The sequence below is a fragment of the Rhizobium sp. BK098 genome (genome assembly GCF_014193155.1).
Classification (GTDB): domain Bacteria; phylum Pseudomonadota; class Alphaproteobacteria; order Rhizobiales; family Rhizobiaceae; genus Rhizobium.
In genome coordinates this window covers 571888-587129 of record NZ_JACHYY010000002.1, presented here as the reverse complement: position 1 = coordinate 587129, position 15242 = coordinate 571888, and the positions used below count along the sequence as shown (strand labels likewise).

Below are 15242 nucleotides of genomic sequence, written 5' to 3'. Positions count from 1 at the left end.
GTGCAAATCGCGCTATCCTCTTTACTCATGAGACCCGATCAACTGCTTTATCCGGCGCCCGAGGGCTTGTTCTGCCCGATCGGCGGCTTCCATATCGACCCCGTGCAACCGGTCGAGCGGGCTCTTGTTACACATGGTCATTCGGATCATGCCCGCTCCGGCCATGCCCATGTGCTCGCCACGCGCCAGACGCTCGATATCATGCGCATCCGCTACGGCGATGATTTTGCCGGCTCGGAGCAGGCGGTTGCCTTCGGCGAGGAAGTGACGATCAATGGCGTCAAGGTGCAGTTCTATCCGGCCGGCCATGTGCTCGGCTCGGCGCAGATCGCCGTGGAGAAGGATGGGCTGCGCATCGTGGTCTCAGGCGATTACAAACGCCGGCCGGACCCGACCTGTGAAGCCTATGTCCCGGTCCCCTGCGACGTCTTCATCACCGAGGCGACCTTCGGGCTGCCGGTTTTCCATCACCCGGATCCGATGGCTGAGACGCGCAAGCTCCTGGGTTCGCTTCGCCAGTTTCCGGAACGAACGCATCTGATCGGCGCCTATGCGCTCGGCAAGGCGCAGCGCGTCATCCGCCTGCTGCGCGATGCCGGCTATGACAAGCCGATCTATATTCACGGCGCATTGGAAACACTCTGCGATTATTATGTGAGCCAGGGCATCGCGCTCGGCGAACTCAAGCCGGCCACCATCGAAAGCCGCGATCAGTCGATCTTCCACGGCGCCGTCGTCGTCGGCCCGCCTTCTGCGTTTCAGGATCGTTGGGCGCGGCGTTTTCACGATCCTCTGCCGGCTTTCGCTTCCGGCTGGATGATGGTGCGCCAGCGTGCCAAGCAGCTTGGCGTCGAGCTGCCGCTGGTCATATCGGATCATTGCGACTGGCCCGAACTGACCGAGACGATCTCCGATCTGAAGCCGAGCGAGGTCTGGGTCACCCACGGCCGCGAAGAGGCGTTGGTACGCTGGTGCGAGCTGCACGGCATCGCCGCCAAGCCGCTGCATCTCATCGGCTATGAAGACGAGGGCGATTGATGAAAGCCTTTGCCGACCTTCTCGATCGCCTGGTGCTGACGCCGAGCCGCAACGGCAAGCTGAAGCTGCTGACCGATTATTTTCGCGATACGCCCGATCCCGACCGTGGCTATGGTCTGGCCGCCATTGCCGGCACCCTCGAGGTGCGCAACGTCAAGCCCGCCATGCTGCGCGAACTTGTTCTCGAGCGTATGGACGAGGTGCTGTTCCGCTACTCCTACGATTATGTCGGTGATCTCGCTGAGACGATCTCGCTGGTATGGGACAAGGAGAGTGACATCGAGCGCCCTGCCGGCGAGCAGCCGAAGCTTGGCGAAGTCGTCCGCAACATGAATGCACTTGGCCGGACGGAGGTGCGTAGCTTCGTCCGCGATCTGCTTGATCGGCTGGATACTTCGGGCCGTTTCGCATTCTTAAAGCTCGCGACGGGTGCGATGCGCATCGGCGTCTCAGCTCGGCTTGCCAAGCAGGCGCTGGCTGAGATGAGTGGTAAGGATGTAACGGAAGTCGAGACGTTGTGGCATGGCCTGCAACCGCCCTATGAAAGCCTGTTCCACTGGCTTGAGGGCAAGGGCGAGAAGCCGATTTTGGCGACGCCGGCGATCTTCCATTCCGTCATGCTTGCCAACCCTGTCGAACCGGGCGATCTTGAGGGCCTCGACCCCAGTGATTTCGCCGCCGAATGGAAATGGGATGGCATCCGCGTCCAGCTTTCGCGCTCGGGCGCCACGAGCAAGCTCTATTCCCGCTCCGGCGACGATATTTCAGGCGCCTTCCCGGATATCGTCGATATGATGAACTTCGAAGGCGTGATGGATGGCGAGCTGCTGATCGGCGGCACGGTGCGTTCCAACAACCCGACGCGCAGCTTTTCCGATCTGCAGCAGCGCCTCAACCGCAAGACCGTGACTTCGAAGATGCTGGACGAGTTTCCGGCCTTCATCCGTGCCTATGATCTCCTCTTTGACGGCGCGGAGGACGTGCGCGCCCGCGGTTTCCTCGATCGGCGCGAGCGACTGACGGAGATTATCGAAGCAGCACCGCACGACCGTTTCGATCTGTCGCCGCTCGTTGATTTCTCCTCCTGGGAGGAGCTCGACCGGTTGCGCTCCGCGCCGCCCGATCCGGTGATCGAAGGTGTGATGATCAAGCGCGGGGACAGCGCCTATCTCGCGGGCCGCGCCAAAGGCCCATGGTTCAAGTGGAAGCGCGATCCCTACAATGTCGATACCGTGTTGATGTATGCACAACGGGGCCATGGCAAGCGCTCCAGCTACTATTCCGATTTCACCTTCGGCGTCTGGGCGATGACGCCCGAGGGCGAGCAGCTGGTTCCGGTCGGCAAGGCCTATTTCGGCTTTACCGATGCCGAGCTGGAAGTGCTCGACAAGTTCGTGCGCAACAACACGGTCGATCGTTTCGGCCCGGTGCGTGCCGTGCGTGCCGATCGCGATTTCGGTTTCGTCCTCGAGGTCGCCTTCGAAGGCATCAATCGTTCCACCCGCCATAAATCCGGCGTTGCCATGCGCTTTCCCCGCGTTGCAAGGCTACGGCCCGACAAGCCACCCTACGAGGCCGACAGGCTGGAAACTTTGATCGCGATGATTGACGCCAAGGCTCCGGTTGTCGATGAATAGGCGAGGGCGATTCCTCACCACAAAGTGAGTTGGCCTTGCCTTTCAACCCGTGCAGATTTGCGCTGCGCCGGGACATTTAGACAGAGCTCATGACCATGTCTCACGACAACGCATTTCGTCCCAATCGCCGCAGCGTTCTTGCCGGCATCGCCGTCACGCTTTTTGCGCCCGCAATCGTCAGGGCGGCTGATGACAGCACCACAGGCAGCAAGCCCGCCGAGACAAAGGCGATCGCCCGGAGCGATGAAAAGGCCGAGGATGCCCCGCCGCTGCTTTCGGGTGACTATGCCAAAGAACGCCACCTGTTTCGAACCGATCTCCTGAGCAAGGGACCGGCCCCCGATATCTACGAGCGGCTTGTTACGCCATCGACGGCCGAACGGCTTTTCTATCGCAGCGGCGTTGGCGAGGAACTGGAGCTCGTTGCCTGGGTTTCCCGCTATACGCGCTCGGAGAAGCCGAAGCCGGCCGTGTTGTTCCTGCATGGCGGCAACGCCATCGGCCAGGGGCATTGGCAGCTGATGAAGCCTTATGTCGAGGCCGGCTACGTCGTCATGATACCCTCCATGCGTGGAGAAAACGGCCAGAAGGGTAATTTTTCGGGTTTTTACGACGAAGTTGCCGATGTGCTGGCCGCTTCAAACCGGCTGCGGCATCTGCCGGGTGTCGATCCACACCGCATGTTCCTGGCCGGGCACAGCATCGGCGGCACGCTCGCCATGCTGGCAGCAATGTCGACCCATCGCTTCCGGGCGGTCGCGCCCATATCAGGCAATCCGGATGCCTACGCCTTCTTCGGCCGCTATCCGCAGGATATCCGCTTCAACACCGGGAACCCGCGTGAATATCAGATGCGCTCGCCGCTCTGCTATGCGCACAGTTTCAAAAGCCCTGTAAAGCTGTTCCACGGGACTGAAGAGGCGCATTTTGATTCGCGCTTGGCATTGCTTTCGAAGCGAGCGACAGCCGCAGGCGTGAAGATGGAGATGGCGACCGTACCGGGCAGCCATAATTCGGCGCTGCCGGGTGAGATCGCGCAGAGTATCGAATTCTTCAAGAGCGTGGCCGTCTAAACCAGCCCCTAAAGAGCGGTGCGGGAAATGAGCCGGAGCCTCTTCGCACGTCGCTTTTTACGCCATAAGCTTCTCGATCAGTGCTGTCGCCGCTTCCGCAATCACGGTTCCGGGCGGAAAGATTGCGTCGGCGCCGGCGGCCTCCAGCGCCGCGAAATCCTGCGGCGGAATGACGCCGCCGACCGCAATCAGAATGTTGCGGGCATGACGCCGGATGAGCGCCTCCTTCAATTCCGGCACCAGCGTCAGATGACCGGCGGCAAGCGACGATGCGCCGACGATGTCGACGCCTTCGCGCACGGCGACGTCGGCGACTTCCTCAGGCGTCTGGAACATCGCGCCGACGACGACATCGAAGCCGAGATCGGCAAAGGCCGTGGCGATGACCTTCTGGCCGCGATCGTGCCCATCCTGGCCCATCTTGGCGATGAGGATGCGGGGCTTTTCGCCGCGCATCTTGCGGAAGGCTTCGACCTTGGCGACAGCCTTGTTGAAGGCGGGGTCGGCGTCGCCGACTTCCTGGCGATAGACGCCCGAGATGGTCCTGATCTCGGCGACATGCCGGCCATAGGCCTTTTCCAGCGCCAGCGAGATTTCGCCGACCGTGGCTCTTGCTCTCGCAGCCTTGACGGCAAAATCGAGCAGGTTGCCGGTGCCGGTTCGTGCCGCTTCCGTCAGAGCGTCGAGGGCTGTTTCGACGACGGCCGTCTCGCGGGTGCCCTTCAGCTGCTGCAGCTGGGAAAGCTGGCGTGCCCGCACCTCGGAATTCTCGACCTTCAGGACATCGACTTCGATATCCTGCACCGGTTTGGAAAAATTCACGCCGACCACGGTCTGATGGCCGCTGTCGATGCGCGCCTGCGTTCGGGCCGCGGCTTCCTCGATCCGTAGCTTCGGAATACCCTTTTCGATCGCCTTCGCCATGCCGCCGAGCGCCTCGACCTCCTCGATATGGGCAAGGGCGCGCGCGGCAAGATCATGGGTCAGCCGCTCTACATAGGCCGAACCGCCCCAGGGGTCGATGATCCCTGTAGTCCCCGATTCCTTCTGCAGCAGGATCTGCGTGTTGCGGGCGATGCGGGCGGAATGATCCGTCGGTAGCGCCAGCGCCTCGTCGAAGGAATTGGTATGGAGCGATTGCGTATGCCCCTGTGTGGCCGCCATCGCCTCGACCATGGTGCGGATGATGTTGTTCATCGGGTCCTGCGCCGTCAGCGACCAGCCGGAGGTTTGGCTGTGGGTCCTGAGCGCCAGGGATTTCTGGTCCTTCGGCGCGAAATTCTTCTGCATCAGCGCCGCCCAGATCAGCCGTCCGGCGCGCATCTTGGCGACCTCCATGAAGAAGTTCATGCCGACGGCCCAGAAGAAGGAGAGGCGGGGGGCGAAGCTGTCGATATCGAGCCCGGCTGCGACGCCGGCCCGCGCATATTCGATGCCGTCGGCAATCGTGTAGGCGAGCTCCAGATCCGCCGTCGCGCCAGCCTCTTGCATGTGGTAGCCGGAGATCGAGATGGAGTTGAACTTCGGCATGCGCCGGCTGGTATAGCTGAAGATGTCCGAAACGATCCGCATGGAGGGCTGCGGCGGATAGATATAGGTGTTGCGGACCATGAACTCCTTGAGGATGTCGTTCTGGATCGTGCCCGACAGCTTGTCCTCGGAAACGCCCTGTTCCTCCGCTGCGACGATATAAAGCGCCATGATCGGCAGTACCGCGCCGTTCATGGTCATCGAGACGCTCATCTCGTCGAGCGGAATGCCATCGAAGAGCTGGCGCATGTCGAGGATGGAATCGATCGCCACACCCGCCATGCCGACGTCGCCCGCCACCCGCGGATGATCACTGTCATAACCGCGGTGGGTGGCAAGATCGAAGGCGACGGAAAGGCCCTTCTGTCCGGCCGCAAGGTTGCGGCGATAGAAGGCGTTGGATTCTTCCGCCGTGGAGAAGCCGGCATATTGGCGGATGGTCCAGAGCTGCTGGACATACATGGTCGGGTAGGGGCCGCGCACAAATGGCGCAGCGCCAGGATAGGTGTCCAAAAACTTCAGGCCGGCAAGGTCGCTTTCGCGGTAGGAGCGCTTGACGCTGATGCCTTCGGGAGTTTCCCAGGCTGGGGCGTCGATTGTTGGCGCCGTTGCTTTCAGCTTGGCCCAGGGGATGGTGGTGAAGTCGGGGATACGGGTCATTGAACCGGTGCCTTCGTGAATATGGAGGCTGCGTTACCCCCCACTGTCGCTTTCGCGACATCTCCCCCACGAGGGGGGAGATTGGAAACCCGCGGAGCCATTCCGCCCCAAACAAGCATTTTGTCTGCGGTGGTGGAGGTTGCAATAGTCGATGACGTTAAATCTTGGCGTGAAACGATCTCCCCCCTTGTGGGGGAGATGTCACGAAGTGACAGAGGGGGGTGTGCACTCTCCGCGGATGCGATATTCATTCTCGTCTCTCCGCCCCCTCATCCAACCGTACCGGCATCAACCCCATCCCGCCGGCAATCGGACCCAAGGGCCCCAAAACCGTCACCGGCCGCTCGGTCTTCATGGCAAACAGCGTCGTCCCCACGATCAGCTTGGCGATGCGGCTCGCGCGCGCCTCCGCAACCATCGCCGCCAGGCGACCCCTGGAAATGACCTTCGCCAATCCACCCTGGCCTTCGATCTCGATAAAGATATCCCAGGCCCGCTCGGCTAGTGCATCGGTCAGCGTCTCGATGCCACCGGCTCCAGCGGCGGGATCGACGACATGATCCAAGTGGCTCTCTGCCACCAGAATCGTCTGCGTATTGCGCGCCAGACGCCGCGCCAGCGGATCGGGAATGCCGTGTGTCAGGCTGTGCGGCAGAACGGAGATCTCGTCGGCGCCGCCGACGCCGGCTGAAAAGACCGCGATCGTATTGCGCAGAATGTTCGTCTCCGGATCGAGGCGGGTCAGCATGCGATAGCTCGTCTCCGCAAAGAGATGCGCCGGCTGTGGATTGGCGACGCCGCAGGCCTCGGCGATCCGGGTAAAAATCAGCCGTGCGGCGCGCATCTTCGCGGTTGTGATGAACTGGTTCTGATCGGCCGAAAGGCAGAGGCTGGTTGCCGCAAGCGCTGCTTCCGGCGAAAGGCCAGCCTCTTCGAGCAATCTCAGATGACCGACGAGGCTTGCGGCCATGACCGCCAGCTCCTGCACTTCGGTCCCGCCGGCATTATGCACCATGCGACCGTCTGCATTGACGATCGTCCTAGCCGGCTTCACTTCTTTGAAGTATTTGATGTCGCTCGAAAAATTGGCAAAATTTTCGGCTGCCAAGAAAGCGTCGAGTCCAAGATGCAAACTTTGGGCACCCCCATCAACAATCGAGGCTGCCATCATTTTCGCGACGCTGGAAGAAAAGCCATCGAGGCGCAGAGTTGTCGTCTTGGCGGATGCTGCCGCCAGCACTTCGGAAAAGATTGGCAACTGAGCATCCATGCCGATGCCGAAGGCCGAAGGGGAGCTGCTGGAGACGAGGCTGATACCGCTTGCGCCATTGGCAAGATCATCGCTGAGCTGCACCATTGCCTGCTCGAGGTCCGGATTGTCCATGCGCTGCATCACCGTCCAGGGCAGCTCGGCCCGCTGACGCGAGAGCGGAGCATAATCGCGCCGCCGCTCGTAAAGCGGCTGGATGGCGATGCCATCGTCCGTTCGCGATACCAGCGCTTCCTGGAAATCCTTGCCTTTCAACGCCCGTTCCACCAGCTTCAGCCAGGTCTTTTGGTCGGCGTGGCCGAAGATGCTCGGGTCGAGACTGTCGATATTCATACGATCCTCCGTCCAACAATGATCTAGCTCATGATGCCGCATGGGAAAACAGAAGTTTGGTCGATCCGTGCAATATCTTCGCTCGCGCTATCTGGTGCTCGACGCCAGCCTCGCTCCAGCCGCGGCGGTCATTATGCGGCCGATCCGATGTGTCCCAACTGGTTTCCGAGAATGGTCGATCTGCTGCCCGTTTCCTATCGCCTGCTCGCTCTTGCCTCTCTGGCAGCATTGTCCGCCTGCAGCATCATCCCTGACACGGGCGCCACCGACCCGGATCGTTTCGTGCAGGAAACCACGCCGGTCTTCTATCGTCCCGAGGGTATCGAGCCGAACAGGGTAAAACGCCTGCCGGTGCAGCCCGTGCCGCAGGCACGCGATCTCTTCCAGACGCAATTCCATCAGACCTATGGTCTGCCGACCTTCAATCCGGTGCATCAGGCCATGTATGCACAGCGCAGCGAGGATGATTTCACGCTGCCGGCCATCCCGTATAAGCGCATCGACACGCGCTTCCTACGGCAGGAAGTGGACTACCAGACCAAGGAGCGCCCCGGCACCATCGTTGTCGATACGCGCGACCATTTCCTGTATTTCGTCGAGCCGGGTGGCAAGGCAATGCGCTATGGCGTTGGCCTCGGTGCTGCCGGATATGCCTGGCATGGCAGGGGCGTGATCCAGTGGAAGCAGAAATGGCCGCGCTGGACGCCGCCGGCCGAAATGGTCGCGCGCGACCCGCAGATCAGGCCGCTATCGGCCGAGCGCGGCGGCATGAATCCGGGGCCGACCAACCCGCTTGGCGCGCGTGCGCTCTACATCTATCAGGGCGGCCGGGATACACTTTATCGGGTTCACGGTACGCCGGATTGGCAGTCGATCGGCAAGGCCGCATCCTCTGGGTGCGTTCGTATGCTCAACCAGGACGTGATGGATCTCTACAATCGAGTGCCTGAAAAGGCGGAAATTGTCGTTCTGTAGCAGTATTTTACCACAAATTTTCGTGATGTTGCATAAGTGCGATAGTCGGGATGATTAGCGCTCTTTAGTTTTGCCTCTGTCTCTGCGAACCTCTCGGGGAACCGAATCAGCCTGTTGATGCGGGTTTTCGCTTCCTCCACCAAAGGAACTATGCTGTCGACATGAGCCTTCCTTCATCCTTATCCCGACGTAATTTCCTCGCTCTTGCTGGTCTCGGCGCTGTTTCGACCCTTGCCAGCTGTGCCTCCACCATCAACAGCGGCCCCGTCGTCAGCCCGGTTCAATATACCGGCTCGCCGAGGCCGTTCCGCACCTGGTTCTCCAGCTATGACGGCGAGCAACCCGATCCAGCCGTAATCTACGCTTCCGTCGAGGATGGCGGCTTCATCATTCCGGCGGTTCCCTACCAGCAGATCGATCCGCGCTTCTATCGTCAGCGGGTGGTCGACCCCACCGGCGAGGCACCCGGCAGCGTAATCGTCAACACAACCCAGCGCATGCTCTATGTCACAGAGCAAGGGGGCACGGCGATGCGCTACGGCATCGGCGTCGGCCGCGAAGGTTTTGCCTGGCAGGGCCGGGGCGTCATCCAGTGGCGCAAGAAATGGCCGCGCTGGAATCCGCCGGATGAAATGGTCGCCCGCCAGCCGGAGCTTGTGAAATATTCCATCGCCAACGGCGGCATGGACCCGGGCCTGAAGAACCCGTTAGGAGCGCGTGCTCTCTATATTTTCGAGGATAAACAGGATTCGCTTTATCGCCTGCATGGCAACCCCGACTGGCGCTCCATCGGCAAGGCCGTTTCCTCTGGCTGCGTCCGTCTGCTGAACCAGGATGTCATCGATCTCTATGATCGCGTTCCAGAGCGGGCGCCGATCCTGGTCACGGCCTGATACCGCATCATTGAAAAAAAGGGGCGTCACTGGCGCCCTTTTTTGTTTGCCGCCCTGACCGGAATTGCCCGGTGCCCCAAAACCACTGCCAACTTGACCCTCGGCTGCCGGCGCTGGTCGCGTAGACCGGCTCTCCGTTATATCACACCATCGCTATCCTCGTATTGACGGCATTGTCGCATTCACTTTCTCGAAACAATTGCAAAATATATATTGCGCGCGATTAAATCGCGATGTATATAAAATCCATCCAACCGAAGGAGACATGACATGCCTATTCTCTATACGACCAAAGCTTCCGCCACCGGTGGCCGCGCCGGCCATGCAGTTTCCGAAAATGGCGTCCTTGACGTTACGCTTACTGTTCCCAAGGAGCTCGGTGGTGATGGCGCTACCGGCACCAATCCGGAGCAGCTCTTTGCAGCCGGCTATTCCGCCTGCTTCCTGGGCGCTTTGAAATTTGTTGCAGGCCAGCAGAAGGTCAAGATTCCGGAAGACGCAAAGGTCACGGCCACTGTCGGCATCGGTCCGCGCGCAGATGGCACCGGCTTCGGCATCGAAGTGTCTCTGGCAGTTCATATCCCCGGCATGGACAAGGCCGAGGCTGAAAAGCTCGCCGCTGCCGCCCATATCGTATGCCCCTATAGCCACGCCATGCGCACCTCGACCGAAGTGCCGGTTGCTGTTGTCTGATGCGAAACGCGCCGCCGGTCGATTGAAGGCCGGAAATACGGAATATATTGAAAAGGAGCGGCAGTTTGATCTGCCGTTCCTTTTCTTTTGCAAGAAATATGCTATATCTTTTCTTATGAAAGGAAGTGGCCATGATAAAAACCCAGGCAATAGGCCAGACGATGCCCGCCGAAGCACTCGTCATGACAAAGGCCGTCGTCAACGCTGCCGAAAGGCTGGGATTGAACGCCCGTATCCTGGCGGCCGTCATTGGCGTGTCGGAGGCGACGGTGTCGCGCATGAAGAGGCAGGATCATCTGTTGGAGCGCGATAGCAAGCCTTTCGAACTTGCCGTGCTTCTTGTTCGTCTCTTTCGTTCGCTCGATGCTATCGTCGGCGGCGACGAGGCTGTGGCGCGGCAATGGCTGCGTAACGGCAATATCGCCTTTGGCGCAGCGCCGATCGACAAGATCATCTCGATTTCTGGTTTGACCGATGTCCTTGCCTATCTGGACGCCCGCCGAGCTCTCGTCTGAGGCAAAGGCTATTTCCGGCCAATATTGGCGGCTGGTGGAATCGCAGCATCAGGTCTCGACGCTGAAGCTCGTGGACACGTTGGAGGAGCAGGCGCTCCTCGAAAGCATCCTCGAGGAAAGCAAGCCGGTTCTACCGCCTGAATGCGCCGGGCTCGACTATCTCCTTGCCACACCCTTTCGCTATGGGGCGATCTATCCCCACGGTTCCCGTTTCCGTCGCGCCGGCCGCACGCTCGGAGTCTTCTATGCCTCGGAGCAGGTGGAGACGGCCCTGGCTGAAATGAGCTTCTATCGGCTGCTCTTCTTCCGTGATTCCCCCGATACGCCGTTGCCCGCCAATGCCGCCGAATATACTGCCTTTGCTGCTGCGATTACGACGAAGGCGGCGATCGATCTGACTGCGTCTCCCTTGGATCGCGATCGGCAGCTGTGGACCGATCCGATCGACTATGAGGCTTGCCAGTCGCTTGCAGAGGCAGCGCGAACCGGCGGCATCGAGGCAATCCTCTATCGTTCCGTCCGCGATCCTCGCGAAGGCATGAACATAGCGCTGCTCACGGCCAGAGCCTTCTCTGCCCGCGAACCCGTTGAACGCCAGACCTGGCGCATCCGGCTGTCGCGCGTCGGGGTACAGGCGCTGTGCGAATTCCCACGGCGCCGCATCGGCTTCGAAAGACAGGATTTCGAGGGCGATCCACGGCTATCTGAGGCGCAATTCAAAGCAGAATAGCAAGATCGCTGCGCAGGCGGTCACCGCTGCCGTCGGGCAGTCGCTCTTCGAGCGCGGCGTGCGTCGTCTTCCAGATTGGCACGGCGGCGGCGAGTGCTGCCTTGCCGGATGGGGTGAGGCTGAGCAGGCGGGCGCGTCGATCTTTTGGATTCGGCATGATATTGACCCACCCCCGCCGTTCCAGTGGCTTTAAGGCCGCCGTCAGCGTCGTCTGGTCTATTGCCAGGAGTGCTGTGACCGATCCCATGGATGCCGGCACGGGCCGGTTCAGGGACATCATCAGGGAGAACTGGCCGTTGGTAAGGCCGAACGGCCGTAGCGCCTCGTCAAAGCGACGGGCAAGAGCGCGCGCTGCTCGCTGAACATGCAGGCATAGGCAGGTGTCGCGCACTAACAGCGTGGTTTCAAAGGGGATTTCGACTGCGTTTGACATGATTCATTAATATTGATATCAATGTATTTGTCAAGATTTGGGATGAAAACGCCGGAGGAGGGCGCGGACAATGAACCAGGTCGTTTCTAGGGAAGTGTGGCTGGAAGCCCGCCGTCAACTGCTCGCCAGGGAAAAGGAGGCCACGCATCTTCGCGATCGCGTCAATGCGGCACGCCTGGCCTTGCCTTGGGTAAAGGTCGAGAAGGACTATGTTTTCGACACGTCGGCCGGCAAGAGGACACTTGCAGATCTCTTCGACGGCCGCAGCCAGCTGATCGTCTATCACTTCATGCTCGGCCCGGACTGGGATGCCGGATGTACCGGCTGCTCCTTCCTTGCCGATCATTTCGATGGAACGCTTCCGCATCTCAACCATCACGATGTCACGTTGGTCGCCGTTGCCCGCGCGCCAATCGAAAAGATAGAGGCCTACAAGAAACGCATGGGCTGGAAGTTCCCATGGGTGTCGTCCTTCTCCAACGATTTCAATTTCGACTATCACGTCTCTTTCACCAAAGAGCAGCTCGCCGGTGAAAAGGTGTTCTATAATTTCAACGATATGAACGCCGCCGACGGCAACGACGAGTTGCCTGGTCTCAGCGCCTTCTACAAGGATGAAGCCGGCAATATCTTTCACACCTATTCCAGCTATGCCCGCGGCGGCGAGGAAATGATCGGTACGCTGATGATCCTCGACAATGCGCCGAAGGGCCGGAATGAAGGCCACACCATGGATTTCGTGCGACGCCACGACGAATATCAGGAGGCGGCGAAGGCGGGCTCCTGCTGCCATTGAAGCATGACGAGACTGCCAAATTTACGCCATGCGGCGCAAGGGGTCGAATTATTACTCCTTGCGCCTAGTTAAGACCTGGAGCCTGCTCGCCAGGAAGCGACGGATCAACCGATTGACCATCGTTCGGCCGTCACGTTCATCGGCCATCATGTACCTGCGTCGACATCAGGCTCAGGATGAGACGGATGACCGTCACAATCACAATAGGGAGAGAGATCATGGCAGAGAAGGGATATTTTGTCTGGTACGAGCTGATGACGACGGACATGAAGGCGGCGGAAGCCTTCTATACCAAAGTCGTCGGCTGGGATGCGGCGGATGCCGGCATGCCTGATGTCGGCATGGACTATACATTGTTCAGCGCCGGCGCCGGCCCGGTTGCCGGTTTGATGATCCTGCCCGACGAGGCGAAGGCCATGGGCACGCCGCCCTGCTGGACCGGCTATATCGGCGTTCCCAATGTCGATGACGCCACCAAGACCGTTGTCGCCAAGGGCGGCAAGACCTATCGGGAGCCGGCAGATATTCCAGGCGTCGGCCGATTCTCCGTCGTCTCCGATCCCTACGGCGCAGCCTTCTGCCTGTTCACGCCGCTGCCGGACCAGGATTGGGAGCCGCCGGCTCCTGCGACACCGGGCTATTTCGGCTGGCATGAGCTCTATTCCAACGATGGCCCGAAGGCCTTCGATTTCTATAGTGAGATGTTCGGCTGGGAGCTGAGCTCCGATTTCGACATGGGGCCGATGGGCAAGTACAAGATCTTCAAGATCGGCGATCGCGACTTCGGCGGCATCATGACCAAGCCCGCGGAAATGCCGATGGCTGCCTGGAATTTCTATATCAACGTTCCGGCGATCGACGCTGCAATCACCCGTATCACGGAAGGCGGCGGCAGGATCGTCAACGGCCCGATGGAGGTCCCCGGCGGCAGCTGGATCGTCCAGGCGACCGATCCTCAGGGAGCGTTCTTCTCGCTGGTCGCCCCGGTACGGTAGTTTTTATCCCCGTTGGGGGTAACACCTCCCCCTTGAGGGGGGAGGTCGCCGCAAAGCGGCGGGTGGGGGTGATATTCGGACCTGCAAAGGTCGCCAAGTTCACCCCACCCCGGAGCTGCGCTCCGACCCTCCCCCTCAAGGGGAGGGTGGCTTTTCTACCGCTTCAGGCTGCCGAGGATGCCGCGCACCAGCGCCCGTCCCACTTGCGTTGCCACCGTGCGGGCCATGCTTTTCATCGTCGCTTCCAGGATCGTCTCGCGCTGATAGCCCGAACGGCCGCGGCTTGCCGGCTTGCTGCTTTCGCCGCCAAAGCCGGGTAAGGTCCAGCCGTCGCCGGCACTCTCGCTCTGCGGCGCAGCCGCCTTGCGTGCCCGCTCGGTCAGGATCTCATAGGCGGATTCGCGGTCGATCGTTTGGTCATAGACGCCGGCAACGGGACTGCCGTTGATGATGGCTTGGCGCTCGCCATCGGTGACGGGGCCGATACGGCCGGATGGCGGGCGGATCAGCGTGCGTTCGACGACGGACGGCGCACCCTTGCCCTCAAGCATCGACACCAGCGCCTCGCCAGTGCCGAGCGTGGTGATGACGGTGGTGCAATCGAAAGCCGGATTGGGCCGGAATGTCGAGGCTGCTGTCTGCACGGCCTTCTGCTCGCGCGGCGTATAGGCGCGAAGCGCATGCTGCACGCGATTGCCGAGCTGCGCCAGCACCGTTTCCGGTACGTCGAGCGGGTTCTGGGTGACGAAATAGACGCCGACGCCCTTGGAGCGGATCAGGCGCACCACCTGCTCGACACGCTCGATCAGCACCTTCGGCGCGTCGTTGAAGAGCAGATGCGCCTCATCGAAGAAGAAGACCAGCTTCGGCTTTTCCGGATCACCGACTTCGGGCAATTCCTCGAACAGTTCTGAGAGCAGCCACAGCAGGAAGGTGGCATAGAGGCGCGGGTTCATCATCAGCTTGTCGGCTGCAAGCACCGAGACCTGCCCGTATCCGTCATTGCTGACCCGCATGATGTCGGAGATTTTCAGCGCCGGTTCGCCGAAGAAGTTTTCCGCGCCCTGCTGCTCGAGCACGAGCATTGCCCGTTGGATTGAGCCGACAGAGGATTTTGAGATCAGGCCGTATTTGCTGGAAAGCTCGCTTGCATTGTCACCCATATAGTTCAGCAGCGCCTGTAGGTCCTTGAGATCGAGCAGCGCCAGGCCGTTCTCATCGGCGATCTTGAAGGCGATGTTGAGCACGCCTTCCTGCGCCTCGGACGCATCCATCAAGCGCGCCAGCAGCAGCGGCCCCATCTCGGCGATGGTGGTGCGCACGCGATGGCCTTTTTCACCATAGAGATCCCAGAAGATGACCGGAAATTGATCGAATTCATAGGGTGAGAGACCGATTTCTTCGGCGCGCTTCAGCAGGAAATCCTTTGGCTCGCCCTTGACGGCGATGCCGGAGAGATCGCCCTTGATGTCGGCACAGAAAACGGGCACGCCGGCCTTGGAAAATCCTTCCGCCAGCACCTGCAGCGTTACCGTCTTGCCGGTGCCGGTCGCGCCGGTGACAAGACCGTGGCGGTTGCCGAATTTCAGCGTCAGGAACTCGTCCTTATTGATGCTTTCATCGGGGTTGCGGCTCGCGCCGACGAAAATCTGTCCATCCTGCTGCTGCATA

At 60.5% G+C, this 15242-nt stretch carries 14 protein-coding genes; 10 read left to right on the top strand and 4 right to left on the bottom strand.

Annotated features, from left to right (window positions below; translation table 11 throughout):
- Positions 1-27: 27 nt before the first annotated feature.
- From FHT73_RS07735 to FHT73_RS07725, 3 genes are all read left to right on the top strand, one after another.
- Positions 28-1038 carry a ligase-associated DNA damage response exonuclease gene (locus FHT73_RS07735; RefSeq protein ID WP_112605703.1) on the top strand — a complete coding sequence of 337 codons (1011 nt, stop codon included), beginning with the start codon at positions 28-30 and terminating at the stop codon, positions 1036-1038.
- Positions 1038-2675: a cisplatin damage response ATP-dependent DNA ligase gene (locus FHT73_RS07730; RefSeq protein ID WP_183710754.1), complete on the top strand. Its 1638-nt coding sequence runs from the start codon at positions 1038-1040 to the stop codon at positions 2673-2675. The genes FHT73_RS07735 and FHT73_RS07730 overlap by 1 nt, the downstream gene beginning before the upstream one ends.
- 89 nt (positions 2676-2764) lie before the next feature.
- On the top strand, positions 2765-3748 hold the full coding sequence (locus FHT73_RS07725) for an alpha/beta fold hydrolase (protein ID WP_183710752.1): 984 nt from the start codon (positions 2765-2767) through the stop codon (positions 3746-3748).
- 57 nt (positions 3749-3805) lie between these two features.
- On the opposite strand, the gene scpA is transcribed toward FHT73_RS07725, so the two are convergent.
- Positions 3806-5938 (bottom strand): methylmalonyl-CoA mutase, encoded by a 2133-nt coding sequence (gene scpA, locus FHT73_RS07720; protein ID WP_183710750.1) that lies wholly within the window; start codon positions 5936-5938, stop codon positions 3806-3808.
- A gap of 247 nt (positions 5939-6185) precedes the next feature.
- Entirely contained in the window at positions 6186-7541 is a 1356-nt protein-coding gene (locus tag FHT73_RS07715) for a methylmalonyl-CoA mutase family protein (protein WP_183710742.1), read from the bottom strand.
- 171 nt (positions 7542-7712) lie between these two features.
- Here FHT73_RS07715 and FHT73_RS07710 point away from each other — a divergent pair, with 171 nt between their 5' ends.
- From FHT73_RS07710 to FHT73_RS07690, 5 genes are all read left to right on the top strand, one after another.
- Positions 7713-8516, top strand: coding sequence for a L,D-transpeptidase (locus FHT73_RS07710; protein ID WP_041677288.1), 804 nt, complete (start codon positions 7713-7715; stop codon positions 8514-8516).
- Positions 8517-8677: 161 nt separating this feature from the next.
- Positions 8678-9409 (top strand): L,D-transpeptidase family protein, encoded by a 732-nt coding sequence (locus FHT73_RS07705; protein ID WP_015339157.1) that lies wholly within the window; start codon positions 8678-8680, stop codon positions 9407-9409.
- A gap of 270 nt (positions 9410-9679) precedes the next feature.
- A complete protein-coding gene (locus FHT73_RS07700) occupies positions 9680-10102 on the top strand; it encodes an organic hydroperoxide resistance protein (RefSeq protein WP_069613858.1) in 423 nt (140 codons plus the stop codon).
- Positions 10103-10233: 131 nt separating this feature from the next.
- Positions 10234-10617, top strand: coding sequence for an MbcA/ParS/Xre antitoxin family protein (locus FHT73_RS07695; protein ID WP_183710740.1), 384 nt, complete (start codon positions 10234-10236; stop codon positions 10615-10617).
- The gene (locus tag FHT73_RS07690) at positions 10577-11347 is read left to right on the top strand and encodes an RES family NAD+ phosphorylase (protein ID WP_183710738.1); all 771 of its coding nucleotides are present in this window, start codon (positions 10577-10579) and stop codon (positions 11345-11347) included. Before FHT73_RS07695 ends, FHT73_RS07690 begins: the two co-directional genes overlap by 41 nt.
- Here the strand turns inward: FHT73_RS07690 and FHT73_RS07685 are convergent.
- Positions 11334-11780, bottom strand: coding sequence for a MarR family transcriptional regulator (locus FHT73_RS07685; protein WP_112335582.1), 447 nt, complete (start codon positions 11778-11780; stop codon positions 11334-11336). The genes FHT73_RS07690 and FHT73_RS07685 overlap by 14 nt on opposite strands.
- 70 nt (positions 11781-11850) lie before the next feature.
- On the opposite strand from FHT73_RS07685, the gene FHT73_RS07680 reads away from it, so the two are divergent.
- Both FHT73_RS07680 and FHT73_RS07675 read left to right on the top strand, forming a co-directional pair.
- Positions 11851-12576 carry a thioredoxin family protein gene (locus FHT73_RS07680; protein ID WP_183710737.1) on the top strand — a complete coding sequence of 242 codons (726 nt, stop codon included), beginning with the start codon at positions 11851-11853 and terminating at the stop codon, positions 12574-12576.
- Between the two features lie 218 nt (positions 12577-12794).
- Complete coding sequence (locus FHT73_RS07675; RefSeq protein WP_183710735.1) at positions 12795-13571, top strand: VOC family protein; 777 nt, start codon at positions 12795-12797, stop codon at positions 13569-13571.
- Positions 13572-13726: 155 nt separating this feature from the next.
- Here FHT73_RS07675 and FHT73_RS07670 read toward each other — a convergent pair whose 3' ends face one another.
- On the bottom strand, positions 13727-15241 hold the full coding sequence (locus tag FHT73_RS07670; protein WP_183710733.1) for a helicase HerA-like C-terminal domain-containing protein: 1515 nt from the start codon (positions 15239-15241) through the stop codon (positions 13727-13729).
- Position 15242: the final 1 nt, after the last annotated feature.

Excerpts from the sequence above, each read along its gene's own strand:
- FHT73_RS07670 (WP_183710733.1), bottom strand. The coding sequence starts at position 15,241 with ATGCAGCAGCAGGATGGACAGATTTTCGTCGGCGCGAGCCGCAACCCC.
- FHT73_RS07685 (WP_112335582.1), bottom strand. The coding sequence starts at position 11,780 with ATGTCAAACGCAGTCGAAATCCCCTTTGAAACCACGCTGTTAGTGCGC.
- FHT73_RS07700 (WP_069613858.1), top strand. The coding sequence starts at position 9,680 with ATGCCTATTCTCTATACGACCAAAGCTTCCGCCACCGGTGGCCGCGCC.
- FHT73_RS07675 (WP_183710735.1), top strand. The coding sequence starts at position 12,795 with ATGGCAGAGAAGGGATATTTTGTCTGGTACGAGCTGATGACGACGGAC.
- FHT73_RS07725 (WP_183710752.1), top strand. The coding sequence starts at position 2,765 with ATGACCATGTCTCACGACAACGCATTTCGTCCCAATCGCCGCAGCGTT.
- FHT73_RS07730 (WP_183710754.1), top strand. The coding sequence starts at position 1,038 with ATGAAAGCCTTTGCCGACCTTCTCGATCGCCTGGTGCTGACGCCGAGC.
- FHT73_RS07690 (WP_183710738.1), top strand. The coding sequence starts at position 10,577 with ATGTCCTTGCCTATCTGGACGCCCGCCGAGCTCTCGTCTGAGGCAAAG.
- FHT73_RS07705 (WP_015339157.1), top strand. The coding sequence starts at position 8,678 with ATGAGCCTTCCTTCATCCTTATCCCGACGTAATTTCCTCGCTCTTGCT.
- FHT73_RS07680 (WP_183710737.1), top strand. The coding sequence starts at position 11,851 with ATGAACCAGGTCGTTTCTAGGGAAGTGTGGCTGGAAGCCCGCCGTCAA.
- FHT73_RS07710 (WP_041677288.1), top strand. The coding sequence starts at position 7,713 with ATGGTCGATCTGCTGCCCGTTTCCTATCGCCTGCTCGCTCTTGCCTCT.
- FHT73_RS07695 (WP_183710740.1), top strand. The coding sequence starts at position 10,234 with ATGATAAAAACCCAGGCAATAGGCCAGACGATGCCCGCCGAAGCACTC.
- scpA (WP_183710750.1), bottom strand. The coding sequence starts at position 5,938 with ATGACCCGTATCCCCGACTTCACCACCATCCCCTGGGCCAAGCTGAAA.
- FHT73_RS07735 (WP_112605703.1), top strand. The coding sequence starts at position 28 with ATGAGACCCGATCAACTGCTTTATCCGGCGCCCGAGGGCTTGTTCTGC.
- FHT73_RS07715 (WP_183710742.1), bottom strand. The coding sequence starts at position 7,541 with ATGAATATCGACAGTCTCGACCCGAGCATCTTCGGCCACGCCGACCAA.